The 26,729-nt window shown below is 70.6% G+C and carries 25 protein-coding genes; 10 read left to right on the top strand and 15 right to left on the bottom strand.

What is annotated here, in order from left to right:
• Window positions 1-120 precede the first annotated feature (120 nt).
• Window positions 121-1,398: a phosphopyruvate hydratase gene (gene eno, locus ACIO3S_RS07370; RefSeq protein WP_400461033.1), complete on the bottom strand. Its 1,278-nt coding sequence runs from the start codon at window positions 1,396-1,398 to the stop codon at window positions 121-123.
• Between the two features lie 222 nt (window positions 1,399-1,620).
• Here eno and ACIO3S_RS07365 point away from each other — a divergent pair, with 222 nt between their 5' ends.
• Entirely contained in the window at window positions 1,621-3,966 is a 2,346-nt protein-coding gene (locus ACIO3S_RS07365; RefSeq protein ID WP_400461031.1) for an esterase-like activity of phytase family protein, read from the top strand.
• A gap of 63 nt (window positions 3,967-4,029) precedes the next feature.
• Here the strand turns inward: ACIO3S_RS07365 and ACIO3S_RS07360 are convergent, their stop codons facing one another.
• A complete protein-coding gene (locus ACIO3S_RS07360) occupies window positions 4,030-4,383 on the bottom strand; it encodes a winged helix-turn-helix transcriptional regulator (protein WP_400461029.1) in 354 nt (117 codons plus the stop codon).
• 93 nt (window positions 4,384-4,476) lie between these two features.
• On the opposite strand from ACIO3S_RS07360, the gene ACIO3S_RS07355 reads away from it, so the two are divergent.
• Window positions 4,477-5,100 carry a malonic semialdehyde reductase gene (locus ACIO3S_RS07355; protein ID WP_400461027.1) on the top strand — a complete coding sequence of 208 codons (624 nt, stop codon included), beginning with the start codon at window positions 4,477-4,479 and terminating at the stop codon, window positions 5,098-5,100.
• A 100-nt stretch (window positions 5,101-5,200) separates the two neighbouring features.
• The gene (locus ACIO3S_RS07350) at window positions 5,201-6,670 is read left to right on the top strand and encodes an MFS transporter (protein WP_400461025.1); all 1,470 of its coding nucleotides are present in this window, start codon (window positions 5,201-5,203) and stop codon (window positions 6,668-6,670) included.
• Window positions 6,671-6,695: 25 nt separating this feature from the next.
• Here the strand turns inward: ACIO3S_RS07350 and ACIO3S_RS07345 are convergent, their stop codons facing one another.
• From ACIO3S_RS07345 to ACIO3S_RS07330, 4 genes are all read right to left on the bottom strand, one after another.
• Window positions 6,696-7,124 (bottom strand): MazG nucleotide pyrophosphohydrolase domain-containing protein, encoded by a 429-nt coding sequence (locus ACIO3S_RS07345; RefSeq protein WP_378822105.1) that lies wholly within the window; start codon window positions 7,122-7,124, stop codon window positions 6,696-6,698.
• Complete coding sequence (locus tag ACIO3S_RS07340; RefSeq protein WP_400461023.1) at window positions 7,121-7,702, bottom strand: NUDIX hydrolase family protein; 582 nt, start codon at window positions 7,700-7,702, stop codon at window positions 7,121-7,123. The genes ACIO3S_RS07345 and ACIO3S_RS07340 overlap by 4 nt, the downstream gene beginning before the upstream one ends.
• A 60-nt stretch (window positions 7,703-7,762) precedes the next feature.
• Entirely contained in the window at window positions 7,763-8,158 is a 396-nt protein-coding gene (locus ACIO3S_RS07335; RefSeq protein ID WP_160025031.1) for a nitroreductase/quinone reductase family protein, read from the bottom strand.
• Between the two features lie 82 nt (window positions 8,159-8,240).
• Window positions 8,241-9,284 (bottom strand): alpha/beta fold hydrolase, encoded by a 1,044-nt coding sequence (locus tag ACIO3S_RS07330; RefSeq protein ID WP_400461020.1) that lies wholly within the window; start codon window positions 9,282-9,284, stop codon window positions 8,241-8,243.
• A gap of 43 nt (window positions 9,285-9,327) precedes the next feature.
• Between ACIO3S_RS07330 and ACIO3S_RS07325 the strand changes: the two genes are divergently transcribed.
• The gene (locus tag ACIO3S_RS07325) at window positions 9,328-9,705 is read left to right on the top strand and encodes a hypothetical protein (protein WP_350842692.1); all 378 of its coding nucleotides are present in this window, start codon (window positions 9,328-9,330) and stop codon (window positions 9,703-9,705) included.
• Between the two features lie 9 nt (window positions 9,706-9,714).
• Here the strand turns inward: ACIO3S_RS07325 and ACIO3S_RS07320 are convergent, their stop codons facing one another.
• From ACIO3S_RS07320 to mfd, 3 genes are all read right to left on the bottom strand, one after another.
• Window positions 9,715-10,164 carry a hypothetical protein gene (locus tag ACIO3S_RS07320; protein WP_400461018.1) on the bottom strand — a complete coding sequence of 150 codons (450 nt, stop codon included), beginning with the start codon at window positions 10,162-10,164 and terminating at the stop codon, window positions 9,715-9,717.
• Window positions 10,124-10,741, bottom strand: a complete 618-nt coding sequence (locus tag ACIO3S_RS07315; protein WP_400461016.1) for a MarR family transcriptional regulator — start codon at window positions 10,739-10,741, stop codon at window positions 10,124-10,126. The genes ACIO3S_RS07320 and ACIO3S_RS07315 overlap by 41 nt, the downstream gene beginning before the upstream one ends.
• An 89-nt stretch (window positions 10,742-10,830) precedes the next feature.
• On the bottom strand, window positions 10,831-14,346 hold the full coding sequence (gene mfd, locus ACIO3S_RS07310) for a transcription-repair coupling factor (protein WP_400461073.1): 3,516 nt from the start codon (window positions 14,344-14,346) through the stop codon (window positions 10,831-10,833).
• Between the two features lie 187 nt (window positions 14,347-14,533).
• Here mfd and ACIO3S_RS07305 point away from each other — a divergent pair, with 187 nt between their 5' ends.
• The gene (locus ACIO3S_RS07305; RefSeq protein ID WP_400461014.1) at window positions 14,534-15,544 is read left to right on the top strand and encodes an aldo/keto reductase; all 1,011 of its coding nucleotides are present in this window, start codon (window positions 14,534-14,536) and stop codon (window positions 15,542-15,544) included.
• Here the strand turns inward: ACIO3S_RS07305 and ACIO3S_RS07300 are convergent.
• Both ACIO3S_RS07300 and ACIO3S_RS07295 read right to left on the bottom strand, forming a co-directional pair.
• Window positions 15,501-15,944 (bottom strand): MerR family transcriptional regulator, encoded by a 444-nt coding sequence (locus ACIO3S_RS07300; RefSeq protein WP_160025038.1) that lies wholly within the window; start codon window positions 15,942-15,944, stop codon window positions 15,501-15,503. The two genes, ACIO3S_RS07305 and ACIO3S_RS07300, sit on opposite strands and share 44 nt — an antisense overlap.
• Before the next feature lie 43 nt (window positions 15,945-15,987).
• Entirely contained in the window at window positions 15,988-16,743 is a 756-nt protein-coding gene (locus ACIO3S_RS07295; protein WP_400461011.1) for an SDR family NAD(P)-dependent oxidoreductase, read from the bottom strand.
• A gap of 86 nt (window positions 16,744-16,829) precedes the next feature.
• Between ACIO3S_RS07295 and ACIO3S_RS07290 the strand changes: the two genes are divergently transcribed.
• Window positions 16,830-17,417 carry a TetR/AcrR family transcriptional regulator gene (locus ACIO3S_RS07290; protein WP_400461009.1) on the top strand — a complete coding sequence of 196 codons (588 nt, stop codon included), beginning with the start codon at window positions 16,830-16,832 and terminating at the stop codon, window positions 17,415-17,417.
• A 32-nt stretch (window positions 17,418-17,449) separates the two neighbouring features.
• A complete protein-coding gene (locus ACIO3S_RS07285) occupies window positions 17,450-18,313 on the top strand; it encodes a M15 family metallopeptidase (RefSeq protein ID WP_400461007.1) in 864 nt (287 codons plus the stop codon).
• A 73-nt stretch (window positions 18,314-18,386) separates the two neighbouring features.
• On the opposite strand, the gene ACIO3S_RS07280 is transcribed toward ACIO3S_RS07285, so the two are convergent.
• Entirely contained in the window at window positions 18,387-19,169 is a 783-nt protein-coding gene (locus tag ACIO3S_RS07280) for a siderophore-interacting protein (protein WP_400461005.1), read from the bottom strand.
• A 36-nt stretch (window positions 19,170-19,205) separates the two neighbouring features.
• Complete coding sequence (locus ACIO3S_RS07275; RefSeq protein WP_160025042.1) at window positions 19,206-19,916, bottom strand: hypothetical protein; 711 nt, start codon at window positions 19,914-19,916, stop codon at window positions 19,206-19,208.
• A gap of 309 nt (window positions 19,917-20,225) precedes the next feature.
• On the opposite strand from ACIO3S_RS07275, the gene ACIO3S_RS07270 reads away from it, so the two are divergent.
• From ACIO3S_RS07270 to ACIO3S_RS07260, 3 genes are read left to right on the top strand one after another with little or no spacing between them, the layout of a single operon-like run.
• Window positions 20,226-21,647, top strand: coding sequence for a polysaccharide biosynthesis tyrosine autokinase (locus ACIO3S_RS07270; protein WP_350842675.1), 1,422 nt, complete (start codon window positions 20,226-20,228; stop codon window positions 21,645-21,647).
• 2 nt (window positions 21,648-21,649) lie between these two features.
• The gene (locus tag ACIO3S_RS07265; RefSeq protein WP_400461002.1) at window positions 21,650-23,035 is read left to right on the top strand and encodes a hypothetical protein; all 1,386 of its coding nucleotides are present in this window, start codon (window positions 21,650-21,652) and stop codon (window positions 23,033-23,035) included.
• Window positions 23,028-24,050 (top strand): acyltransferase family protein, encoded by a 1,023-nt coding sequence (locus ACIO3S_RS07260; RefSeq protein WP_400461000.1) that lies wholly within the window; start codon window positions 23,028-23,030, stop codon window positions 24,048-24,050. The genes ACIO3S_RS07265 and ACIO3S_RS07260 overlap by 8 nt, the downstream gene beginning before the upstream one ends.
• 108 nt (window positions 24,051-24,158) lie before the next feature.
• Here the strand turns inward: ACIO3S_RS07260 and ACIO3S_RS07255 are convergent, their stop codons facing one another.
• Together ACIO3S_RS07255 and ACIO3S_RS07250 are read right to left on the bottom strand one after the other, a co-directional pair.
• Window positions 24,159-25,067: a glycosyltransferase family 2 protein gene (locus tag ACIO3S_RS07255; RefSeq protein WP_400460998.1), complete on the bottom strand. Its 909-nt coding sequence runs from the start codon at window positions 25,065-25,067 to the stop codon at window positions 24,159-24,161.
• Between the two features lie 13 nt (window positions 25,068-25,080).
• Window positions 25,081-26,721 (bottom strand): hypothetical protein, encoded by a 1,641-nt coding sequence (locus ACIO3S_RS07250; protein ID WP_400460996.1) that lies wholly within the window; start codon window positions 26,719-26,721, stop codon window positions 25,081-25,083.
• Window positions 26,722-26,729 lie beyond the last annotated feature (8 nt).

Below are 26,729 nucleotides of genomic sequence, written 5' to 3'. Positions count from 1 at the left end.
CCCCCCCCGCCCCCCCCCCGCCCCCCCCCCCACCCCCCCCCCCCCCCCCCCCCCGGGGGGGGGGGGGGGGGGGGGGCGGGGGCCCCCCCCCCCCCCCCCCGCCGCGGCGTACGGAACTACCTACGCCTGGTAGCGCGGGAAGGCGGATGCGCCGGCGTAGCGGGCGGCCTCGCCGAGCTCGTCCTCGATGCGGAGAAGCTGGTTGTACTTCGCGACGCGCTCGGAGCGGGCCGGGGCACCGGTCTTGATCTGGCCGGAGCCGACGGCGACGGCGAGGTCGGCGATGGTGGTGTCCTCGGTCTCGCCGGAGCGGTGGGACATCATCGTCTTGAAGCCGGCGCGGTGGGCCATGTCGACGGCGTCGAGGGTCTCGGTGAGCGTGCCGATCTGGTTGACCTTGACCAGCAGCGCGTTGCCCTGACCACCCTCGATGCCGCGGGCGAGGCGCTCGACGTTGGTGACGAACAGGTCGTCGCCGACGAGCTGGGTCTTGGAGCCGATGGCGTCGGTGATCGCCTTCCAGCCGTCCCAGTCCTCCTCGTCGAGGGGGTCCTCGATGGAGACGATCGGGTAGGCCGAGACGAGCTCCTCGTAGTAGGCGGTCATCTCCTCGGCGGTCTTCTTCGCGCCCTCGAAGAGGTACGCACCGTCCTGGTAGAACTCCGAGGCGGCCACGTCGAGCGCGAGGACGACGTCCTTGCCGAGCTCGTAGCCGGCCTTGCCGATCGCCTCGGCGATCAGGTCGAGGGCGGCACGGTTGGACTCGAGGTTGGGCGCGAAGCCACCCTCGTCACCGAGGCCCGTGGCCAGGCCCTTCTCCTTCAGCACGGACTTGAGCGCGTGGTAGACCTCGGCGCCGACGCGCAGCGCCTCGGCGAAGGTCGGCGCGCCGATCGGCGCAATCATGAACTCCTGGATGTCCACGTTGGAGTCCGCGTGGGAGCCACCGTTGAGGATGTTGAGCATCGGGACCGGGAGCACGTGGGCGTTGGGGCCACCGACGTAGCGGAACAGGGAGAGACCCGCCGAGTCGGCGGCGGCCTTGGCGACCGCGAGCGAGACGCCGAGGATCGCGTTGGCGCCGGCCTTGGCCTTGTTGGGGGTCGCGTCGGCCTCGATCATCGCCTGGTCGATGGCGCGCTGGTCGTCGGCGTCGAGGCCCTCGATCGCGGGTGCGAGGGTCTCCACGACGGCGGTCACGGCGTTCTGCACACCCTTGCCGCCGTAGCGCTCGCCACCGTCGCGCAGCTCGACGGCCTCGAAGGCTCCGGTCGAGGCACCACTGGGGACCTGGGCGCGGGCGAAGGTGCCGTCGTCGAGGACGACCTCAACTTCGACAGTCGGGTTGCCTCGCGAATCGAGGATCTCGCGGGCGCCTACGGCGTCGATCGATGCCACTGAACTACTCCTGGGTCTCAGGGACGGGGTGTCGTCCGTCAGCCTATTACTCGGCCGGATGGGCCTGGCGATTGGAACGTTAACCGGTCGGTAGGACCTCTCCGCCCCACGCCCACCTGGTGTTCACGTCGAGGTCGGCGCCTCGTCATCACGTCGATGCCTCCGGGTGCGGTGCCGCCCGGATCGTTCCTCCGGCAACAATTCCCCGAGAGGAACCCTCACATGCTTCTCCGCAAGAACCGCCTCGCACTCGCCGGGGTCGGCGTCCTGGCCATCGGGGGCCTGGGCGTCTCGCTGATGACCGTCCTCGGTGGCACCGCCACCGCCGATCCGGGCGGGCACCGCGAGTTCAGCCGGCTCGCGACCTATCCGGTCTTCCAGAACGTGCCCGCCGGCGTGGACCCGGCCGACCCGACCGTCGCCGAGATCTCGGCCGTCTCCGAGGACGGCAGGACACTGGCCTACACCGACGCGGCCGGTGGCCGGATCGGCTTCCTGGACATCACCGACCCCTCCTCGCCGAAGGGCATCGGCAGCCACGACGTCGCCGGCGCGAAGGGCGGCTCGCCGACCTCGGTCTCGATCGTGGGCGACCACGCCCTCGTCGTCGTGGACGAGTCGACCTACCCCGGCCTCGAGGACACCGAGTGGGAGGACGAGGAGCCTGCCATCGGCACCCGTGCCGGGCGGATCGACGTGATCTCGCTGTCCGCCCCGCACGAGGAGGTGGCCTCGTACGACCTGGGCGGTCAGCCCGACTCGATCGCGGTCAGCCCCGACGGGACGTACGCCGCGATCGCGATGGAGAACCAGCGCAACGAGGCCGCCACCCCTGCCGGCGGCGAGGAGGGTGACCTTCCCCAGACGCCGGCCGGATCGGTCAAGATCGTCGGCCTCGACGGCGGGCCGGCCGAGTGGCGGATCACCGACGTTGCTCTGCCCGCCTCGCTCTTGAAGGGGCTGGACACGCCGGAGGACGCCGAGCCGGAGTACGTCGACATCAACGCCGACAACCAGCTCGCGCTCACGCTGCAGGAGAACAACGGGGTCGCGATCATCGACCTTCCGTCCGCGACCGTCGAGACGGCATGGAGCGCCGGGAACGCGGTCGTCTCCGGCGTGGACGCGAGCAAGGACGGGTTGTTCAACCCGGTCGACACCATCGACGCGCCGCGCGAGCCCGACTCGATCCAGTGGGTCGGCAAGGGTCTGGTCGCCACCGCCAACGAGGGTGACTGGAAGGGTGGCACCCGCGGCTGGACCGTCTTCCGTGCCGCGACCGGCGAGGTGGTCTGGGACGCCGGATCCACCTTCGAGGACCTCGCCACGAAGTACGGCCTGCACAACAACGACCGCGCCGCCAAGAAGGGCGCGGAGCCCGAGGGGCTGGCCTTCGAGACCTTCGGTGGCGTCCCGTACGCCTTCGTCGGCTCCGAGCGCAGCAACTTCGTGGCCGTCTACGACATGCGTACACCTTCTTCTCCTCGCTTCACCCAGGTGCTGCCGGCGACGAACGGGCCCGAAGGGCTGCTGCCGATCCCGTCGCGCAACCTGCTGGCGATCTCCTCGGAGGAGGACTCGGCCGAGGATCTGGTGCGGGCATCGGTCTCGCTCTACGGCTTCGGTCGGAAGTCGTCGTCGTTCCCCACCGTCGAGTCGGCCTCCCGCAACGGCAAGCCGATCGGCTGGGGTGCGCTCGGGGCGCTCTCGAACGTGCCCGGCGAGCCCGGCAAGCTCTACGCCGCCAGCGACGCGGCCTACGCCACCGGCCGGATCTACACCCTGGACGTCCGCCGCTCACCTGCGGTGATCCGCGACGCGGTGGAGATCACCGACTCCGCTGGCGAGATCGCCGAGGGGCTCGACATCGAGGGCCTGGCCGCCCGTCGGGGCGGCGGCTTCTGGGTCGCCAACGAGGGTGCGACCGGTGCCGGGAACGCGCTGCTCCGCCTCGACCGCGACGGCCGGATCGCCGAGACGGTGCCGCTGCCCACCGAGATCGCCGAGAAGGTCGGCAAGTGGGGTCTCGAGGGCGTCACGGTGACCGGGAAGCGCCGCTCGGAGAAGGTGTACGTCGCGCTCCAGCGCCCGCTGTGGGCCGACTCGACCGCGAAGAAGCCCGGCGTGGACGGCGCGAGCACCGCCCGGATCGGTCGCTACACCCCGGCGACGGGCGAGTGGGAGTGGTTCGGCTACGGCCTGGGGTCGACGTCGGTGGCCGGTGACTGGCTCGGTCTGTCCGAGATCACCGCCGTCGACGAGGACACCCTCGCGGTCATCGAGCGTGACAAGCAGAACGGCACCACCGCCGCGATCAAGCGGGTCTACACCATCGACGTGTCCCGCCGGGGCGTCACCGGGCTCAGCCCCGTGACCCCGCTGCGCAAGCGCCTGGCGTACGACCTGCTGCCGGCGCTGCGGGCCACCAACGGATGGACCCAGGAGAAGCTCGAGGGCTTCACCATGGGCGCCGACGGTCGCGCCTACGCGGTCACCGACAACGACGGTCTCGCGGACGCCACCGGGGAAACGGTCCTCCTCGACCTCGGCCGAGGTCCCAAGCGCTGAGGATCAGCATCAGGCCGGCCCGTCACCGACTCGGTGGCGGGCCGGCCTGATTTCGCGGGCCGGTCAGTCCTCGGAGCAGCGCTCGGCCGGAAGATGCGTGCCCGCCCACTCGGTGAGCGCGCCGAGCGTCGGCGCGAGCGCGGCGCCGGATCCGGTGAGCGCGTAGCGGACCGCCACCGGCGGGCCCGGGTCGACCTCGCGGGCTATCAGGCCCAGGCCGGCCAGCTCGCTGAGCCGCTCGGAGAGCATCGAGTCGCTGATGCCCGCCACTGCTCGCTTGAGCTCCGCGAAGCCGAGCGGGCCCTGCGTCAGGCTGCCGAGGATCACGCCGTTCCAGCGCTTACCGAGGAAGTCGAAGGCCCGCACGAGCGCTGCATTGCATACCTGCGGATCGTGGGCGGGCTTCGTCGCGGGCATGCATCCAAGCGTACAGGAGTTGCCTGATTCCTGAGGAACTACTATTTTCGAAGCAACCGGAATATCCCTAGCAACCACGGAGTTCAGAGCGACATGACCGAGACCACTGCACTCGAGACCACTTCCCTCGAGAAGCTGGACAACCGCGGCCGCGAGATCGTCTTCACCGGTGCGCGCACGTCCAACACCTTCGCCGACACCCCTGTCACCGACGACGAGCTCGCCGACATCTGGGAGCTCACCCGCTGGACTCCGACGATGGCCAACACCCAGCCGCTGCGGATCGTGTTCGTGCGCACGGCCGAGGGCAAGGAGCGCCTGCTCCCGCACATCGCCGAGGGCAACGTCGAGAAGACCAAGGCCGCCCCGGCGACCGCGATCGTCGCCTACGACAACAACTGGCACGAGGAGATCCCGAACGTCTTCCCGATCCGCCCGGAGATGAAGGACTACTTCGACGCCGACGAGGCCGCCCGCCACGGCGCCGGCGGCTGGTCCGCCGGCCTGCAGGCCGGTGCCTTCATCCTCGCCGTCCGCGCCGCCGGTCTCGCCGCCGGCCCGATCGCGGGCTACGACACCGCGGGCGTCGACAAGGAGTTCTTCCCCGAGGGCGACTGGACCACCAAGATGATCGTCAACATCGGCCACCCGGGCGAGAACCCGTGGTTCGACCGGCTCCCCCGCGTGGAGACCGAGGCCGCGGTGAAGTGGGCCTGACCCGCTGAGCTGTTCGTTCGAGGCGCTCGTCTGCCGTCACGGCAGGCGAGCGCCTAATGTTTTCGCCGGAATACAGTTAGCCAAGCTAAACTTTGTCTCGATGTCCGCGACCCACACCAGCCCCCGCCTCACCTTCGCCATCGTCGCCATCGGCGTCTGCTCCTACTCCCTGCTGCAGTCGGTCTCCGTGCCGACGATGCCGCTGATCCAGACCGAGCTGGAGACCGACCAGGCCACAGCGTCCTGGATCCTGACCGCGTTCCTGCTCTCGGCCTCGGTCGCGACCCCGATCATCGGCCGGATGGGCGACTCCTTCGGCAAGCGCCGGATGTACGTGTGGAGCCTGGCCGCCCTCACCGCCGGCGCCATTCTCGCCGCCGCGGCCCCCAGCATCGAGGTCATGATCGGCGCGCGCGTACTGCAGGGGCTGGGTGGTGGCACCCTGCCGCTGGCCTTCGCGATCCTGCGTGACGAACTGCCCAAGGAGCGCGTCGCCGGCGCGATCGCGGTGACCTCGTCGCTGCTCTCGATGGGCTTCGCAGCCGGGATCGTGCTGGCAGGTCCGGTCGCCGAGACGCTCGGCTTCCGGGCGCTGTTCCTGCTGCCCGCTCTGGTCGCGGCCGGGGCCTCGATCGCCGCGCGGTGGCTGGTGCCCGAGTCCCCGGTGCTCACCCGCGAGCCGATCCCGCTGCTTCCCGCCGTACTCCTCGCCGGCTGGCTGGTCGCGCTCCTCCTCGGCGTCAGCAAAGCACCGTCGTGGGGCTGGACGTCACCCGCCACCATCGGTCTGCTCGGTGCCGCCGGGGTGCTCCTGGCCACCTGGATCCGGGTCGAGTGGACCGTACGACAGCCGTTGGTCGACCTGCGCCTGATGGGCCGCCGCGGCGTCTGGACCGCCAACCTGGTCGCGCTGCTGATCGGCATCGCGATGTACGCCTCCTTCGGCTTCATCCCACAGCTGACCCAGACCCCGCCGTCGGCCGGCTACGGGTTCGGCGCATCGGTCACCGTCGCCGGCTACCTGATGCTTCCGACGGCCATCACCTCGTTCCTGTGCGGTCTGATCAGCGCCCGGCTCGCCGAGCTCATCGGGATGCGCCGCATCCTGGTCATCGGCGGGCTGCTCACCGCGGTCTCCCTGGCCATGGTCGCCTTCGTCCACGACGAGCCGTGGCAGATGTGCGTCGCCGCGGGCCTCTCCGGCTTCGGCACCGGCCTGGTCTTCGCCAACCTCGCCAACGCCGTCGTGGCCGCGGTGCCACCGGAGCACACCGGCGTGGCCACCGGGATGAACGCCAACATCCGCACCGTCGGCGGCACCATCGGGACCGCGGTCATGACCTCCGTGGTCACCGCCCACACCCTGCCGTCGGGCTACCCGACCGAGCAGGGATACATCAACGGCTTCGGGTTCCTCACCGTCGTCGCTCTGGGCGCGGCCCTCGCGGCCACGCTCATCCCCCTGGCTCCGCGAAAGGTCACCCCCGCCGGCCGAGAAGTCACGTACGCGAACCGAGGCGTCGCTCCCGTCGGCCGAGACGGCAGCGAGGTGCCGTGTCGGCCGACGTAACTGACGTCTCGGCCGACGTAGGTGCCTATTCGGCGGGGTGGGCGCGTTCGGCGGCCTTGGCGGCCGACCAGAGCTTCTCGACCTCTTCGAGGGTGTAGCGGCGGCCAGAGGCGGCCTCGGGGCCGAAGACGTGCGGGTTGCGGCGCTTCATCTTGGCGGTGAGGCCGGCGATGACGTCGTCCATGGTGAACTCGCCGGCCTCCTCCGCGATGGCCGCGTGGAAGTAGACCTGGAGCAGGAGGTCGCCGAGCTCCTCCTTGAGGTGCTCGGGGTCGGCCTCGTCGATGGCCTCGAGGACCTCGTCGGACTCCTCGCGCAGATACTGCGCGAGCGACGCGTGGGTCTGCGACGACTTCCACACGCACCGCTCGCGCATCAGCCGCATCAGGTCGAGGAACTCGACGAGTCCCTCCCCCGATGCGTACGTCCTGCCCTCGTCGTCTGCTGGGCTCAATCCAGCGCCCCGAACGCGCTCAGGCACTGTCGCAGCAGTGCCCCGCGGCCGCCCTCCATGTCGCCGACGACGGCGTCGGAGGCGGCCTCGGTCGGGGTCATCCAGGACAGCTCCAGAGCGTCCTGGCGCGGCTCGCACTCGCCGGTCACGGGGATGACGTAGACCAGCGACACCGCGTGCTGGCGCGGGTCCTGGTAGCGCTCGCCGGGCCACGGGAAGTATTCGGCGACCGTCACCGGCACCGTGGTTAGCGGCAGGGTCGGGAACGCGACCGGGCCGAGGTCCTTCTCCAGGTTGCGCATCAGCGCGTCGCGGATCCGCTCACCGTGCAGCACCCGGCCGGAGACGAGCGACCGGGTGATCGTCCCGGTCGTGGGCGAGCCGCGCAGCAGCAGCCCGACCTCGGTGACCCGGCCGTCCGGGTCCACGCGCACCGGGACCGCCTCCACGTAGAGGATGGGCACGCGCCCGCGGGTCTCGCCCAGCTCCTCCTCGGAGAGCCACCCGGGCTCGGTGTCCCACTCGTTGCCGAAGGGCTCCTCAGGGAAGGACTGCTCGCCGAAAGCCTCCATCGTCATGCGTCGATCCTGCCAGACACAGGCGTACGTCACGGAGCAACGGCGCCGCAGTGTGGACTCTCACCGACGCAGGGCCAGGAAGCTGTCGGCCTTGAACGCCTTCTCGACCATCCACCAGGAGAAGCCGTCGTAGTAGGGACGCGCCTCGTCGCGGTCGAGGATCCTCGGCTGGGTGGCGGCGTGGTCGCGGCCCTTCCAGGTGATCGTGCACTCGCCGGCGGCCAGCACGTTGCGGACCCAGTTGGTGCCGGCACCCCACGGGAGCGTGATCACGAACTCGTCCTCGGTGTGCAACAGCGCGACCGGGAGGCTCAGGTCACGTCCGGTCTTGCGGCCCCGGTGGTGCACCACGGCCCAGAGCGGGAACAGGCGGCGCCCGGCCAGGGTCCGCATCATCGGGGCGGTCGCCTTCGCCATCCGCCAGGAGTCGTTGCTGGGAGTGATCGTCGTCGTCATGCTCCCCACTCTGCCCAGGATCCGGGGCCGCCGCTTCCCGGACAGTGGGCAGCCGGACTGACGGGTTCCCGTCAGTCCGCCCTCAGGCCGCGCCGTTGCGGATCGCCCAGGCGGTGGCCTCGGCGCGGCTGCGTACGCCGAGCTTGCGGTAGAGGTTGGCGGCATGCCGCTCGACGGTGTGCTCGGCGATGCCGAGGGCCCGGGCGATCGAGGCGTTCGTACGTCCCGTGGCGATCAGCCGCAGCACGTCCTGCTCGCGCGTGGTCAGTGCCGTGGTGGCCTGGCCCGGGGCGGGCGCGGACCCGCGGTGCACCTCACCGGTCAGGAACCAGCGGCTCACCGTGGCGAGATCGCGGGCTCCGCCCTCGACGAACAGCGTCGGGGTGCTGCCCTCGAGCTCGACCAGCGTCCCGTGGCGTACGCCGTCGGCCAGCCGCCGCGACACCTCGACCGGGATCTGGCTGGCTGCCTGCCGGTGCAGCACGAGCGTCGGCGCCACCACCTGGTCGAGGAGGTCGCTGACGTCCAACCGGGCGGCCTCCGCGAACCAGTCACGGGCGACCGCAGGCGTCGCGGCGGTGCGGAACGCCTCGGCGACCCGGCCGGCGTTCTCACCCGACCCCCATCCCAGCCAGGCGGTCGCGGCCGCGTCGGCGAAGAGGTCCCAGTCCTGCTCGACCAGCGACAGCAGCGCCTGCGTCTGCGCCGGGCTCATCGCCTCGCGCATCCGCGCCGCGCCTCCGAACAGGAGCATCCGGTCGACGCGCTGCGGGTTGGTCGCCGCGTACGCCACCGCGGCCGCGACCGCGTGGTAGTAACCGAGCAGGTTGACCCGGTCGGCACCGACAGCCTCGATGACCGCCTCCAGGTCGCGCAGGTGTGCGTCGAGGCCCAGGCCGCCGGCCCGGCGGTCCGAGGAGCCGGTGCCGCGGCCGTCATAGAGCACCAGCGTCAGGTCCTGGCTCAGCCGCTCGTAGGCCATCCGCAGCGCGGGCACCCGCCACTGCGCCCGGATGTTGCTGAGCGAGGGCATCCAGATCGTCACCGGCCCGCTCCCGACGGCCTGGTAGGCGATCGAGATGTCGTCGCTGGTCTGCGCGTAGCGCACCTCTGGCTCGCCGGTCACAGACTCATTCTTGCGCCTGGGTGGTACCAGTAGCGTCGTTGTCATGAACCGAGTCCTCCTCATCGGGCTGGCGCCCGAGGCTGTCGACCTCTCCGACGCACCGATCGACCTGGCCACGTTGAAGGAGCGGATCGCCGTCGGCAACGCCGAAGTCGCCGATGCCGGCTACGACGCGCTCTCCTGCGAGATCGGCACCAGCGTCGACGACGCCGTCGCGCAGGTCCGCGAAGCACTCCAGAAGCAGCCCTGGGACATCGTCATGATCGGCGGCGGCGTCCGGGCCGTCCCGGCCCACACCGAGCTCTTCGAGGCGATCGTCAACCTGGTCCACGAGCTCGCGCCCGGGGCCCGCTTCGCCTTCAACGCCGGCCCCGACACGACCCTGGCGGCGCTGCGCCGGGCAGCGGGCGACCGGAGCTGACGGGCCGGCTCAGGCCAGCCGCGCGACGGCGGCGTCGTACAACGTCTGCGCTGCCTCCGCGGCCGCGTCGGCGGCGGCGTGCGTGACTGGCTTGCCGAGATAGTTGTTGGCGTTGCGGTCCAGCCGCATCACGTCGTAGTGGGCGGCCGCGTCGCGCGGCGGCGGGGCGTCGAAGATGGCGGCGAGGAACCTGCCGACCTTCACATGGCCACCGGCGCCGTACGTCGTCTTGTAGCCGTAGCCGGCGAGGACCGCCTCGCCGACGTCGTGGGCGGCCTTGTAGGCGAGGTTGTAGCGGTTCTCGGTCCGGGTGACGTTGGGTACGTCGGCGAGGGCCGACTCCGCGCCGGAGAGGAAGGCGCGGGCCTTCTTCTCGTCGGGTCTCACGGCGCGCAGGGCGCCGGAGCGTACGAGCGCGTCAACCGCCTTCTGCTGCGCCGGGGTCAGCGGCAGGGGCATCCGGTCCTCCTCCATAGATCTCGATCACCGGGCTGGCCCGGACCTCCTCGAGGAACCCGGTCTGCTCCTCGGCCTCCTCCGGGCTCATGATCGTCGGGTTCACGATGCGCCCGACACTGTCGGAGACCTCCCGGCAGACCCGGTAGACCGCCCGTGCGTCGGGGCTGCCGATCACCATCAGGTCGATGTCGTTCGGCGGCGGCCCCGGCTCGCCCTTCGCCCGCGCCGCGAACGACCCGAAGAGGAAGGAACGCTCGATCCCGTCGATGTCCTCGAGGGCCTCCCGGAGCAGCACGACCGGGCCGGTGACCGTCAGCAGGATCTCTCGCGTCGGCGCCAGCAGCGGACTCTGTTCGTTTCCCCTGATGAGCCGCGTTCTTCCGACGCGGCGGTCGACGAGCAGACCCGCATCCAGCAGCCGCGCGACCTCGCGATGGACCGTCGGATAGGGCAGCCCGGCCCGCTCGGCGAGGTCGGTCATGCTCAGCTCCTCTGCCGGGAGCAGCAGCTCCGAGAGCAGCAGCGCCTGCGCCTCCGACCGGAACAGAGGCGCGAGCACCGGAGCCTGACTTCTCACGAAATGGATAATAACCTCCATTTTGTGGATATGGAACCCCACAACCGCGCCGAGTCGGCTCGTCATGACGAGCCGACTCGGCGGATGGGTCAGGTGAGCGGGTCGATGATCGCGTCGATGACGACCCGGGCCCAGTCGAGGAGATCCGGGCCGTCGAGGGGCTTGGCGGGGAAGCCGGAGGAGACCGGGCGCGGGACCATGATGGTGTCCAGCTGCGGCTTGACCAGCGACTTCGGGTACATCCGGTTCAGCCGGACGACGCGGGAGTCGGGCAGCGAGACCGGGTGGAAGCGTACGTTCTTGCCGGCCAGGGTGACCTCGGAGACGCCGGCCTGGCGGGCGCGGGCGCGGAAGCGGGCGACCTGGAGCAGCGAGGAGACCTCCGCGGGCGGCTTGCCGTAGCGGTCGAGGAGCTCGGCGGCGACCGACTCGACATCCTCGTCGGAGCGGACCTCGGCGAGGCGCTTGTAGATCTCCAGCCGCAACCGCTCGGAGGGGATGTAGTCGTGGGGCAGGTGGGCGTCGACGGGGAGCTCGATGCGTACCTCGTTGAGCTCTTCGGCAGCCCCGTCCGGACCGGCTTTGAACTCGGCGACGGCCTCGCCGACGAGGCGGACGTAGAGGTCGAAGCCGACATCGGCGATGTGGCCGGACTGCTCGCCGCCGAGCAGGTTGCCGGCGCCGCGGATCTCGAGGTCCTTCATCGCGATCGCCATGCCGCCACCGAGGTCAGAGTGCTGGGCCAGGGTCGCGAGCCGCTCGTGGGCGGTCTCGGTCAGCGGCTTCTCCCCGGGGTAGAGGAAGTAGGCGTACGCACGCTCGCGGGAGCGGCCGACGCGGCCACGGAGCTGATGGAGCTGGCTCAGGCCCAGCGTGTCGGCGCGCTCGATGATCATCGTGTTGGCGTTGGAGACGTCGAGGCCGGACTCCACCAGCGTGGTGCACACGAGCACGTCGAACTCCTTCTCCCAGAAGTCGACCATCACCTGCTCGAGCTGCTTCTCGTTCATCTGGCCGTGGGCGACCGCGACCCGCGCCTCAGGTACGAGCTCGCGAATCCGCGCAGCCGCCTTCTCGATCGAGTTGACCCGGTTGTGGATGTAGAAGACCTGTCCCTCGCGGAGCAGCTCACGCCGCACCGCGGCGACGATCTGGCGGTCCTCGTAGGCCCCGACGTACGTCAGGACCGGGTGTCGCTCCTCGGGCGGCGTGGTGATCGTGGACATCTCCCGGATGCCGGTGATCGACATCTCCAGGGTTCGCGGGATGGGCGTGGCCGACATGGACAGGAAGTCGACCGAGGTCCGCAGGCGCTTCATCGCCTCCTTGTGCTCGACGCCGAAGCGCTGCTCCTCGTCGACGACGATCATGCCGAGGTCCTTGAACCGGATGTCCTTGTTGAACAGGCGGTGGGTGCCGACCACGATGTCGATGGTGCCGTCGGCGAGGCCGGCCATGACCTCCGCGGCCTCCTTGTCGGTCTGGAACCGGGACAGGCCGCGTACGTTGACCGGGAACCCGGACATCCGCTCCATGAAGGTCGACAGGTGCTGGGAGACCAGCAGCGTCGTCGGCACCAGCACCGCGACCTGCTTGCCGTCCTGCACCGCCTTGAACGCGGCCCGCACCGCGATCTCGGTCTTGCCGTAGCCGACGTCACCGCAGACCAGCCGGTCCATCGGCACCGGCCGCATCATGTCCTGCTTGACCTCGTCGATGACGGCGAGCTGGTCGGCGGTCTCCTGGAACGGGAAGGCGTCCTCGAGCTCGCGCTGCCAGGGGTTGTCGGGGCCGAACTGGAAGCCCTTGGTCGCCTGCCGCGCGGCGTAGAGCTTGATCAGCTCGGCGGCGATCTCGCGGACCGCCTTGCGGGCGCGGGCCTTGCGCTTCTGCCAGTCGGCACCGCCGAGCCGGTCGAGGCTGGGCTGCTCGCCGCCGACGTACCTGGTGACCTGGTCGAGGGCGTCTGCCGGGACGTAGAGCCGGTCGGCCGGCCCGCCGCGCTTGGAGGCGCCGTACTCCAGGACGAGGTATTCGCGGGTCGCGCCCTGCACCTCGCGCTGCTTCATCTCGATGAACTGCCCCACGCCGTGCTGCTCGTGGACGACGTAGTCGCCGGGCTTCAGTTCGAGCGGGTCGATCTGCTTCTTGCGCCGCGCCGGCATCTTCACCATGTCGCGCGTCGACGACTTCTGCCCCGAGATGTCCTCACCGGTGAGCACGACGAGCTGGTTGGTCTCGTCGAGGAAGCCGTGGTTGAGCCGGGCGTGGATGACGGTGACGGTCTTGTGGACGGGCTTGGCGCTCTCTTCGTCGCCCTCTGCCAGACGGGCCGGGACGTCGCGCTCCCCCAGAGCCTCGACCGTACGCTGTGCCGTGCCGTGCGCGGGCTGGACCACGACCACGCGGTAGGAGTCGTCGCGCCAGCGCTCGATGTCGGTCAGCGCGGCAGCGGTGTCGCCGCGGTAGGCCTTCGCGGGCTGCCAGTCGATCTTGCGCGCGGGGACGCCGACGACGTCGGGGTCCGCAAGGTCGGCTTCCGCGTCGTCGAGGCCGAACGGGCTGACCGACCACCACGGCTTGCCCAGAGCGATGGCGTGGGCGCGTACGTCGGCGAGGTCGCGGTAGGAGGCCGCGGAGAGATCGATCGGGGCGACTCCCCCGCTGGCCGCGGCGGCCCAGGAGGCGCCGAGGAACTCATCGGCGGTGGCGACCAGGTCGTGGGCGCGGCTGCGGATCCGCTCGGGGTCGAGCAGCAGGACGTGGCTGTCCTCCGGGATCAGGTCGAGCAGCAGCTCCATGTCGTCGACGAGCGCGGGTGCCAGCGACTCCATGCCGTCGACCGCGATCCCGGCGGCGATCTTGTCGGTGAGCTCGATCAGGGTGGGGTGGGCCTCACCCAGCTTTCGCGCCCGGTCCCGGACCTCCGGGGTGAGCAGGAGCTCGCGGCACGGCGGGGCCCACAGCCGCTCGGTCTCGCCGCCGTGCTCGGCAGGGATGGCGCGCTGGTCGGCGACGGCGAAGTGGCGGATCGAGTCGACCTCGTCGCCCCAGAACTCCACGCGTACGGGGTGCTCCTCGGTCGGCGGGAAGACGTCCACGATGCCGCCTCGGACGGCGAACTCGCCGCGCTTCTCGACCAGGTCGACGCGGGAGTAGGCCGCATCGGCGAGCTTCTGGACGGCGTCGTCGAGGCTCGCCTCCTGACCCTTGATCAGCTCCACGGGCTCCAGGTCGCCGAGGCCCTTGACCTGCGGCTGGAGCACGCTGCGGACCGGCGCGACGACGACCTTCAACGGGCCGTGGGCACCGTCGGCATCGGGGTGGCGCAGCCGGCGGAGCACGGCGAGCCGACGCCCGACCGTGTCGCTGCGCGGGGAGAGCCGCTCGTGCGGCAGGGTCTCCCAGCTCGGGTAGTAGGCCACCGAGTCGGGCGGGAGCAGGTCGGTCAGATCGTTGACCAGGTCCTCGGCCTCGCGAGAGGTCGCGGTGACCGCGAGGACGGTGCGCTCCTGGCGTACGAGACCGGTGACCACGAACGGGCGCAGCGCCTCCGGCCCGGTGACGTCGAGCGCCAGCATCCGGCCGCCCTTGGCCTCCGCCATCACCTCACTCAGGGCAGCATCGCGCAGGACGAGATCGGCGAGCGGGGCGAGGATCACGGGTGACTCCAAAATGGCAGGCAAGCACGAGAGCCCCCGGCCGGGAAGACAGGGGGTGCTGGACCCAGTCTAGAAGACGTGCGTAAAGACGTTTGACTTCGAGCGCACGCGAGGCCGGAGCGTGGATCGCATGAGATACACGACCATCGGAACAGGCGCCGGGTCACGGCGCGTCAGCAAGCTCGCGCTCGGCGTGATGCGGTTCGGGACGGACACGGACGTCGAGACGTCGTACGCGATCCTCGACCGCTTCGTCGAGGCCGGCGGCACGTTCGTCGACACCTCCAACAACTACGCCTACTGGGCCAACGGCACCCAGGGCGGCGAGAGCGAGACGGTGCTCGGTCAGTGGCGCCGGGACCGCGGGGTCGGCGAGGAGCTCGTCATCTCCACCAAGGTCGGCGCACGCCCGACGGACGTCGTCGAGCGCGTCGAGAACGGCTGGGAGAACCAGCGGACCCGGGTGTGGGAGGGCCTGGCTCCGGAGAACGTACGCGAGCAGGCCGACCGCTCCCGCGAACGCCTCGGTGTCGAGCGGCTCGACCTCTACTACGCGCACGTACCGGACACGAACGGCGTGCCGCTGGAGGAGTACGCCGCGGGCTTCGCCGCCCTCGTGAAGGACGGCGTCATCGGCCAGTTCGGGCTGAGCAACCACTGGTCCTGGCAGGTCGAGCGGGCGCGGGCGGTCAACCCGGAGGAAGCCCGGCCGAGCGTGCTGCAGTATCACCACACCTATCTGCGGATGCGCACCGACATCCCCGACCCGCGGCTCTCGGTCGACGGCGAGATCGGGGTGGCCGACGCGTCACTGCTCGCGCTGCTCCGGGCAACTCCGGGGCTGACGCTGGTGGCCTACACGCCGCTGCTCGCCGGGGCCTACACGAACCCCGCGAAGCCGCTCGATCCCGCCTACGACCATCCCGGGACCACCGCGCGGCTCGCGGTGCTCGACGAGGTCGCGGCGGAGACCGGCGCGACCCGCAACCAGGTCGTGCTGGCGTGGATGCTCGGCGACGCGCTCCCGGTGATCCCGCTGGTCGGTGCCTCCTCGGTGGCCCAGCTCGAGGAGAGCCTGGCGGCGGTGGACCTGGAGCTCAGCGAGGAGCAGAGGGCTCGGCTCGACGCTGCTGGGCGATGAGCTCGGCATCGGGGTCGGTCTCACCAACCGCCGCGGCGTAGTAGGAGACCTTGAACTCGATCGCGTCGAGATGGGCCGCCGTCTCCTCCAGCTGCGCGCGCACCCGGTCGCGGTGCGCGCGCAGCAGGGCGAGGCGGGCCTCCTCGTTGCCGGAGCCGTCGCGGACCATCTCGGCGTAGCGCCGGATCTCCCGGATCGGCATCCCCGTCGAGCGCAACCTGGTGATCAGGGTGATCCAGCCGAGGTCGCCCTCGGTGTAGGCGCGGTGGCCCGACCCGTTGCGGCCGACGCCGAGCATCAGCCCGTCACGCTCGTAGTAGCGCAGCGTGTGCGCGGTCAGACCGGTCCGCGCGGCCACCTCGGCGATGCTGAGCCCGTTGCTGTCCGCCTGCGTCGTCATGGACCCCAGTGTCCTGGTTCGAGTGCCCTCGAAGTCAAGCCGCTCAGAGCGCCGATCCGCCCGTCACGTCGAGCGTCTCGCCGGTGACCCATCGCGCCTGGGGCGAGGCGAGGAAGCCGACCGCGTCGGCGACGTCCTCCGGCGTGCCTATCCGGCCGAAGACCGAGAGCGCGTCGGCCTGTGCCCGCGGCCCGGGCAGGTTGATCCAGTCGGCGTTGATGTCGGTCTCGATCACGCCGGGGAGGACCGCGTTGACCGTCACCCCACGGGCGGCGAGCGGGGCGGCCAGGGATCGGGTGAGATTGTTGATGCCGGCCTTGGCGGCGGCGTACGTCAGATGGGTCGGCGCCGCCACCCGGGTGTAGCCGGTCGACACGTTGATCACCCGGCCGCCATCGCGCAGGTGCGGAGCGACCGCCTGGGTCAGGAACATCGGCGCGATCAGGTTGACCTCGAGGACGCGGCGCGCGGTGGCCGGGTCGAGCTCGTGGAGCTCCTGGTTGCCGTTGATGCCGGCGTTGTTGACCAGGATGTCGAGCCCGCCATCCTCCTCGAGCGCGGCCGCGGTCCATGCCTCCGCGATCTCTGCCGCGGCCTTCGCACCGTCCTCGCCGAGGTCCGCCTCGATCAGGACCGCCCGGGCGCTGGCCGACTCGACGAGCCGCGCGGTCTCCTCGGCGGCCGCGCGGTTCGAGCCGTAGTGGACGCCGATCAGACCGACGCCGTCGGCGGCCAGACGTACGGCGATGGCGCGGCCGATCCCGCGGGATGCTCCGGTGACGAGGGCGTTGCGGGTCATCTCGGACTCATTTCTGTAGTAGTCGCTAAATTCTGTAGTAGTCGCTAAATAATGATCTGAGAGTTAATGTAGGGATCACTATGGAAATGCGCAAGCCCTCCCGCGGACGACCGCGCACCTTCGACGAGGACGCGGTGCTCGACGCCGTGATGCGAGCGTTCTGGGAGCACGGGTACGAAGGCACGAGCGTCGCGACGCTCGAGGCCGCGACCGGGCTGAAGGCCCCCAGCCTCTATGGGGCGTTCGGCTCCAAGGAGGTGCTCTACCGGGCCGCCCTCGAGCGCTACGCCCGTGAGCACGGCAACGTGCTCCGGCCCGACGGACCGGCTCGGGAGGCCATCTCGGAGTTCCTCTACGAGGCGGCCGACCGGTTCAGCGAGAGCGGCCTGCCGCCGGGCTGCATGGTCTCGACGGCCGCGCTGGCGCTGGGCACCGCCCAGCGCGGCGTCGCCACCCGCCCGGCGAAGATGCGCTCGGAGACGATGGCGGGGATCGAGCAGCGACTGCGGACCGCGGTCACCGAGGGTGAACTGCCGGCCGGTACCGATGCCGCCGCTCTGGCGCGGCTCTTCGGCGCGGTGATCCAGGGAATGTCGGTCCAGGCGATCGACGGCGCCACCCGGCAGGAGCTGCGCGGGCTCGCCACGGCCGCGATGGCTGCGTGGCCGCGATGACGTCTTGCGGGTCGCTGAGAGCCAGGACCTACGTGGCCGGGGCGGCTGCCCTCCTGCTCGCGATCAGCGCCTGCGGCGGAGCGCCCGAGGCCGAGCCGTCCCCGACGACCAGCGCCTCGGCTCCCTCGACCTCGGCGGAGCCGTCGCCCAGCGACGTACCTTCGTCCTCCTCTCCGGCTGTCGCGAAGCCGGGGACGGTGCCGCCGCCATGGCTCGGCACCCGGGTGCTGAAGGAGGACGCGGAGGGCTACGGGATCGCCGGGCCGACGCCGAAGGAGCTGCGCAACCGGGCATGGACGCTGCCGGACATCATGCCGATGCTGCCCGGTGACGGCTTCGCGGCCGAGGTCGACATCGCGCCGGACGACGTGATCGCGCGCTCGACCTGGGTGCCGGGGTGCCCGGTCTCGCGGCGGGAGCTGGCCTGGGTGCGGATGACGTTCTGGGGCTTCGACGGCGCCCGCCACACCGGCGAGATTCTGATCAACGCCCGGGTCGCCGAGGACGTCGTCGGGGTCTTCCGGCGGCTCTACGAGGCGAGGTTCCCGATCGAGCAGATGGACATCACCACGAAGGCGGCCCTGGACGCGCCGCCGACCGGCGACGGCAACGGCACCGGCGGCTTCGTCTGCCGTCCCTCGGTCGGCCAGACCTCGTTCTCCCAGCACGCCTACGGCCTGGCGATCGACCTGAACACCTTCCAGAACCCGTACGTCAAGGGCGACCGCGTCATCCCCGAGCTCGCCCGCTGGTATCTGGACCGGTCCAGGCGGGCGCCCGGGATGATCCACGACGGTGACGTCGTGGTCCAGGCCTTCGCCGACATCGGCTGGGAGTGGGGCGGCGACTGGAGGTCGCTGAAGGACTACCAGCACTTCAGCGAGAACGGCACCTGAAGTGCCGCCGAGTCGGCGCGTTATGACGCGCCGACTCGGCGAGGATTCTGGTCAGTTCGCGCCGACTCGGCGATCAGGCGGACTCGGCCTCGGCGAGCTCGCGCTTCCATTCGCGGAAAGTCTCCTCGGTGCGGCCACGACGCCAGTAGCCCGAGATGGAGACGTCGGCCTTCGGTACGCCGCGCTCCTTGAGGAGATAGGGGCGGATGCCGTGCATGGTGACCGCGGCCTCGCCGTGGACGAAGGCGTGGACGCGGCCGTCGAGCCACTTCAGGTCGCGAATGGCGGTGACGAGGAGCTGCTCGTGGCCCTCGGCGTCCTCGGCGGCGTGGTGGGTGTGGCCGCCGGTGACCAGCCAGGTCACCTCGACGCCGTCGGGGTGGTCCAGGGGCTGCTCGTGGCCCGGCGCCGGGATGTCGATGACGGCGTAGCCGCGAGCATCGGAGGGCAGTGCGGCCAGCGCGGCGCGGATGGCAGGCAGAGCGGTCTCGTCGCCGGCGATCAGGTGCCAGTCGGCCTCGGGGTCGGGCGAGTAGGCGCCGCCCGGGCCGCGCGCCGCGAGGGTGTCGCCGGGCTTGGCCGCGGCGGCCCAGGGACCGGCGTACCCCTCGGTGCCGTGGACGACGAAGTCGATGTCGAGGGTGCCGTCCTCGACCGAGGGGTTGAGGGCGGTGTAGGTGCGGACCACCTCGCCGTCCACCTGCGGGAAGACGAGCTTCACGTAGCGGTCGGTGAAGACGCTCGAGGAGAAGGCGCTCAGGTCGTCGGAGCGGAAGCTCACCCGGATCATCGTCGGACTGAGCCGCTGGGTGGCGGTCACGACGAGGGCGGTCTCAGGCTTCGCGGGACGGTTCATATAGGCAACCCTAACTTGGCGGCAAACCGCCGGCCGTCAACCCGCCGACCGGGTGGAGTGCGCCGAGCGCGGCTGGGTCGTCTCGACCGGAGCCGCGGGCGAGGGGATCGTGGGAGCCGCCGCGGGACGCTGGGGCTTGGCGACCAGGGAAAGGCTCGGTTCGAGCACCCGCAGCAGCGACTCGACGTGGCCGCGGGCCTCGGTCACCAGCCGCCGGGCCTCGCGCGGGGTCCGCTTCCGCAGGTCGAGCAGGTCGTCGTCGGTCGGCCGCCGGACCCGTCGCCGGGCCTTCTGCAGCGGCGCGAGCTGGACGAGCGTACGCAGCCGGGTGGCCGCGTCCGCCTCCGAGCCAGCGGGGCCACCCAGGGCCGTACGTCCCAGCAGGTCGCCGAGGGCGGCGATCTCGACGAGGGTGAACGTGCGCTTGACCGCCGAGGGCACCAGCTTGGCGACCTCGCTGCGGTGGGAGCGTTCTGCGGTGATGATCAGGTCGGCGCTCTCGATGTCGTCGACGTCGAGCGGGTAGGCCTGGTGCCTGGTCAGCCGGACTCCGGCGAGAGCGACCTCGGAGGCGATCATCGGGTCCATGTCGTAGCCCTCGAGCGCCTCGCTGCCGGCCGAGATCACCGTGATGCCGTGGCGGGCGAGCCCACCGATCTGGCCGACGCCCTCGCGGAGCATCGCCTCGATCGCCGGCGATCGTCGTACGTTCCCGCTGCAGACGACCAGGATCGTCGCGGTGTCCATACCCTGCCTACCTTCGAAACAGTTGCCTGCCGGTTCTCGAGCGCGGACCTCACATCCACGCAGCCAACCCCCCGAACGTGACGGACAGACATTACGCAGTCGGCGTACGCCTCCAGAAACCGACGGCGAATCAATCCCCCATTTGGGTGAACGGGCCGGACACTCGGCCCTGTCATCCCCCAAACAGGGTGAGGATGTGCGATGGCCCCGTGGCGCCGCCCTGACGGCGCGACCCATTGCCTCGGGCTCCGCTTCGGCGGGTGAGTCCCGGACAAGCAGCCTGGCACAGACATCGGATGGAGTGACCTGTTGGACCTGCGCGACTATGTCGCTGCTCTGCGCAAGCGGTGGTACATCGTCGCGGTACTCGCGATCATCGGCGCCGGCGCGGCCTTCGCGCAGGCACACGCGAGCCCGCCGCAGTACCGCGCACAGAGCACCGTCTTCGTCTCGATCGCGCGCGGCGCGACGACCCAGGAGCTGGTCCAGGGCTCGACGTTCACCCAGGACATCGTCCAGTCCTACGCCAAGTTGGCGACGATGCCGGTGGTGCTCGACCAGGTCATCTACGAGCTCGACCTCGACACGACCCCCAAGGCGCTGGCCGAGGAGATCACCGCCGAGAACCCGCTCGACACGGTGATCATCGAGATCGACGCGGTGGCCACCACCAGCACCGGCGCTTCCGACCTCGCCAACTCGGTCGCCGACGAGCTCACCACCACGATCACCAACCTCTCCCCCAGCTCCAACAAGAAGTCCGCGGTCGAGGTGACGGTGGTCGCCCGCGCCGACCCACCGCAGGAGGCGTTCGCGCCGCGTACGCGGCTGGCCGCTCTGGTCGGATTCGCCGGCGGCTTCGGCCTCGGCGTCGCGATCGCCGTGGTCCGTGCCCTCCTGGATACCCGGGTCAGGACCGCCGCCGAGATCGAGCAGCTCACCGACGTGGGGCTCCTGGGCGCGATCCCCCGGCGCCGCGGCCAACGGCGCTCGCGCGGCGCGGTGACCGCCATCGACCCGCACAACGTCGCCGCCGAGGCCTATCGGAGGCTGCAGACCAACCTGCAGTTCCTCGACGCCTCCTCGCCGGTCCGCTCGATGGTGGTGACCTCCTCGATCGGCGGCGAGGGCAAGTCGACAACCTCGATCAACCTGGCCCTGGCGATCGCGGAGCAGGGCCAGCGCGTGCTGCTGGTCGACGCCGACATGCGCCGCCCCGCGGTGGCCGACTACTGCGGCCTGGAGGGCGCGGCCGGGCTGACGACCGTGCTGATCGGGAAGGCCGACCTCGACGACGTCGTCCAGGTCTGGGGCGACGCCAATCTGCACGTCCTCACCATGGGTGAGATCCCGCCCAACCCCGCGCAGCTGATCGGCTCGCCGCGGATGGCCGACCTGCTGGAGGAGGCGCGCGCCGGCTACGACGTGGTCATCCTCGACTCCCCACCGCTGCTTCCGGTGGCCGACGGCGCGATCCTGTCCCGGCTGACCGACGGTGCCCTGGTGGTCGCCAACTGCCGTACGATCCACCGGCCGCAGGTGCTGGAGGCGATCGACAGCCTCGAGGCCGTCGATGCCCGCTGTCTCGGCATCGTCGCCAACCAGGTCCGGGACACCGCCGCGCACACCTACTACGGCCAGCCGGAGCAGGGCTGGTTCGCCCGCCTCCTCTCCGGTTTCGTACGCCCCCGGGAACCGCGCCAGCAGGGCTACCCGGCCGCCGGGAGCTGAGCATGGCCGTCGCGACGGCGGTCCGGGTCCGCGCCGGGCGCACCGGGCGTACCCCGCGCGTCGAGCGCACCGGCTGGGAGGTGCTGACCGCTCTCTTGGCGGGGGCGGCCGCGTTCCTCGCCGGCACGGACTTCGATCTCGTCCGTGGCCTGACCGTGGGCGGACTGATGGGTGCGGCCCTGGCACCGGTCTGGATCCGGGAGGCGGGCCGCTACCGCGGCGCGGCCCTGGGCGGCGTACTCCTTCTCGCCTGCCTCTTCTCCGCGCTGGCGCTCGCCACCTGGCGCTCGGCGACCCACCCGCCGACCGAGGCGGGCGTGCTGTTCGAGCTGGTGCCGGTCGTCTCGGCCGCGATGTGCGTCGGAGCTCTGCTGTGGGCGCAGCAGGTGCTGTCGCCGGGGGTCGTGGTGTGCCTCTACGCGATCGGCTCGTTCATGACCTCGACGATGGGGTCGCGCTTCGCCGACGAACCGTGGCGGTTCGGGTTCGCGACGCCGTCGACGATGCTGCTGCTCGGTGCCTGCATGCTCATCCGGCGGCGTCCTCGCAAGAGGCTCCTCGCGGACATGACCGTCCTCGGGATCATCACCGCGGTCACCGCGCTGTCCGGAGCCAGGTCGATGAGCGCGTTCCTGATCATGACCGCCGTGCTGCTGCTGTGGCAGCACCGGCCGAGAACGGCCAAGCGGACCACCTCGGCCCTGCTCTCGCTGGTGCTGGTGGGGGCGCTGGGGTTCGGGCTCTACCGAGCGCTGGAGGGCGCCGCACTCGACGGCTACCTCGGCCAGTCGGCCCAGGAGCGCACCGAGGAGCAGACCCAGGCCGCCGGGTCGCTCATCCTCGGCGGCCGGCCCGAGATCGGGGCCACGGTCGCACTGATGCTCCACGAGCCGCTCGGTTACGGCGCCGGCGTCATGGCCACGCCGACCGACATGCAGGCCGCGAAGCAGGGCATGTCGCGTCTGGGGTACGACCCGGACAACGGCTACGTCGAGCACTACATGTTCGGCACCCGGATCGAGGTGCACTCGCTGATCGGCGACCTGTGGATCTGGTTCGGGCTCGCCGGGCTGGTGCTGTCGGGGTGGCTGCTGTGGCTCGCCACCATCTATCTGGGCCGCAGCATGGCCAACCGCACTGGCACCGCGCTCGGCATCTTCCTCGCCCTGCAGCTCGGCTGGAACCTCTTCTTCGGCCCGATCATGAGCTCGCTGGCGCCACTCGCGCTCGCGCTCGGGGTGTTCCTGCTCCAGCGCAAGGAGGCCGCCGCCGATGGGGTGCCTCCGGTGCCGCCGGTGCCGAAGCCGGCGATGCGCAAGCCGCGCAGGGCTCGTCGTGACCAGCGGGCTCGCCGCCGTTACCTCGCAGGAGGGCCGCAGCGTGCGTGAAGGCTGGATCGACTCCGCACGCGGCCTGGCGATCGTCCTCGTGGTGCTCTTCCATGCCGTGATCAATCTCGACCTGGTCGGCCTCGCCGGCCCCTGGTCGCGGCTGGCCTACACCCTCGACACCTTCCGGATGCCGCTGTTCTTCTTCCTCGCCGGGCTTCTCGCTCCCGCGCTGCTCGCCCGCCCGTTGCGGACCGTGCTGCGCACCCGATGTCTGAACCTGATCTACCTCTACGTCCTGTGGTGCCTGCTCCTCGGCACCTTCCGCGCGCTCCTGCCTCATCCCCCGCCCGACGCCTTCGCGTCCCTCGCCCGGATCCTGGTCGAGCCCAACGTCTACCTCTGGTTCCTCTACACGCTCTGCCTGTTCACGCTGGTCGGCTGGCTGACGCGATGGCTGCCCGCATGGCTGGTCGTCGGGACCGCGTTGATCTGCTCCGCGGTCTTCGCCGCCGGGCTCGTCTCCACCGGCGACCTCCCCTGGGACAAGACGTTCCGCTACTGGTTCTTCTTCGTGCTGGCCTCCCGGACGGCGCCTACGGTGCGCTCGGTCGTGCCGCGGATGCGGCCGGTCCACGTGGTCGGGGCGGCGGTGGCGTACGTGGTGGTGCTGGGGTTCTTCCTCTACGTCTCCGACGACCGGATCCTCTTCGTACGTCCGATGCTCGGGCTCCTCGCGGTCGCCGCGGGCTGCGGGCTCGGAGTGATGATCGCGCAGATCCCCGCGCTCGGATTCGTACGCCATCTCGGCACCCGCACGCTGCCGATCTACGTCGTCCACGCCTTCCCGATCACCGCCGCCGCAGCCCTGCTCACCGGCCGCGACATCGACTGGCCACCGGGCACCGGCCTGGTGGCGGTGCCGCTGCTGACCCTCGCCGCGATCCTGCTCGCGCTGGCTCTCGACCGGCTGATCACGGGTCGCATCCGGGGCATCTTCGACGCCCCCTTCACCCGCCGACCCGGCGCATCTGCCCCGCCCAACAACGTCGACTCGGCGCATCTGTCCCGCTAGACAAGGCCGAGTCGGCGCAAACGTCCCAACCCCCGATGCGCAGCAAGGGCGGCGCGGGACAGACGCGCCGACTCGACGGGTCTCAGCGGGACAGATGCGCCGAGTGGGTCAGCGGGCGTACTCAGCTACGTAGGAGCCCCAGGCGCCGCGGAGCATGCCCACGCCCCGGAGAAGAGTGCGGGTGCCGCGGGCGTGGTGGGTCAGCGAGCCGGTGAGGCGGCCGAGGACGACGCGGGAGGATCCGCCCAGGACGCGGACGAGGCCGCGGGCGGTGGCGCGCAGCCGTGCGATCGGACGGCGCCCGGGAGGCGCGAGATAGACCTGCACGCGGGAGTCGGAGTTGCCGATGCGGGACGCGCGGGCGCTCACCCATTCCCGGGTCGCCCGGTCAGCAGGCACCAGGTCGCGGACGGGAGCCTCGTCGCACCACACGATCCGTCCACCGGCAGCTGACAGGGTGCGGGTGAAGACGGTGTCGGAGCCTCCGGACAGACCGAAGCCGAGGTCGAAGCGGAGGGAGCCGACCTGAGCTGTGTCGAGGAGGAGATTGTTGGTCGCTGCGGTGGTGACCACGGTGCCGGTGGCATGCCGCAGACGTACGAAGAAGCCACCCGCGGTGATCCAGGGATCAGGCTCTGCCGCGAAGGTGGAGAGCACCGGCCCGACGACGGCCGCGGCGCCCGTCTCCTCCCAGCACGCGAGCAGGGTCGCCAGCCATTTCTCCGACGGCTGCTCGTCATCGTCGATGAAGACGACAATAGCCTCCGGACCGGCCTCATCCAGCGCCCGGTTGCGGGCGGCGGCGATGCCGGGGGTCGGCTCGTGCACATACCGCACACGTACGTCACCCCCGGCCGCCTCCGCGACAGCCGAGGAAGCGCTGGGCTGCTCGTCGTTGTCGACCACGAGCAGCCGGGCGCCAGGAACCAGATCGAGCTGGGCCCGGAGCATGCCGATGGCCTCGGCCAGCCCCTCGGGCCGCCGATAGGTGAGCATGCAGACCCAGACCGGCCTCATCACTTCACTGACTTCACTTGATCGTGACCGTCACCCAGTCGGAGCGGGAGATGTTGCCGAGCGGGTCCACTGCCTCGATCTTGTACTTCTGCGCCGAGCCACTGGCACGGCCGGTGTCGGTGAAGGTCATCGCGGTGTGCTTCCAGAACGGGGCGGAGACCTTCACGGTCTTGATCGGCGTGGACTCGATCGACCCGCGGTAGAGCTTGTAGGTGACGGTCGCGTTGTCCTTGTCGGGGTTGCCCGGCCACTTCAGCGTGGCCTTGCCCGCCGACGGCGAGGAGCCGGTCAGGGCCCACTTCGCGCCCTTCAGCGTCGGGCCGACCTTGTTGGGCGCGATGTCCTTGACGGCGAACCGCACCAGGCCCTGCTGGGCGACGCCGTTGACCTTGAGGAACTCACCGCCGTACAGCACGTAGCTGGCGTTGGCGGTCACGGTCCAGGTCGACTGCTTGGCGCTGGTGTAGGTGCCGTTGGTCCACTTGGGGTACCACTCCAGGAACTCCGGACGCGGGGTGCCGGGGTGGTCGGGGTAGCCGTACTTGTCGTCGGCGATGTTGGTGCCGCGTACGTCCTGGGTGGTGGCGGTGGCGTGGTACCAGGCCCGCGGCTTGGTCTCCGGGAAGCCACCGGAGGTGTCGCAGCCGTGCTTGTGGCTGGCCTGGTAGACGGCAGTGGAAGTCGGCCAGACGGCGTAGGTGTCGCCATGGCAGTCCTCGAGCCAGGTCAGCTTGCCGGTGGCCCAGTCGGCCTTGAAGGAGCCCTCGGAGTTGCCGCCGCTGCCGTAGTCGTAGCCGGTGCCGTAGAAGCTGGTGCCGTCGGACTCCAGCGAGAGGATCGCCGCCTCGGTGCCGCCGTTGCGGATCTCGGAGTTGACCGGCAGTGCCAGCGACTTGCCCGAGGAGACCTCGATCCGGGCCAGACCGTAGCCCGGGTTGGAGGAGCCGTTGACGCTGGTGAACGCCCCGCCGATCACGATCTTGGTGCCGTCGGAGGAGGCGACGATGTCGTTGACGTTGCCGCCGGCGAGCTTCGGGTTCATCGGCAGCAGGCCGGTGCCGGTGTCGCCGGGCTTGACGGCGGCCACCTTCGTCCGTGCCGTGTTGTCGGCGGAGGTGAACACGCCACCGTAGAAGACCGCGCTGGACGTGACCGCGACCGCGTTGGTGGTCGAGTTGAAGATCGGCCGGAAGCTGGTGACCTTCCCGGTCGCGAGGTCGATCGCCGCGCCCCGGTAGCGGTTGACGCCGTCGACCTGGGTGAAGCCGCCGGCGACGTAGAGCAGCTTCTTGTCGGGCGAGAGCGCCATGTCCTTGACCTGGCCGTTGAACTTCGGCGCGAAGGTGGTGATCAGCGCACCCGAAGAGAGCCGGTAGGCGAGCATGTGGGACCGCGGTGACTCATTGGTGCCGGCCGCGGCGCCCGCCGGACGCGCCGAGGTGAAGTTGCCGCCGACGTAGACGATGTCGCCGACGATCACCTGCTTCCAGGCGACGCCGTTGATCTGCACGGTGGGAAGTACGTCGGCAGCGACGGTCTTCGGCAGGTCGGGATCGGTCGGCGCGGTGTCCGCGGATGCGGAGGTCGTCGCCAGGGTCAGGCTCGTTGCCACGAGCGCCAGCACAGCCAGGATCGGCTTCATCACATCTCTCATCGGGGGGA

It is taken from the genome of Nocardioides sp. NPDC087217 (genome assembly GCF_044744805.1).
Classification (GTDB): Bacteria; Actinomycetota; Actinomycetes; order Propionibacteriales; family Nocardioidaceae; genus Nocardioides.
Note: the sequence above shows the minus strand (reverse complement) of the source record. Positions and strands in the feature narration are given on the sequence as shown.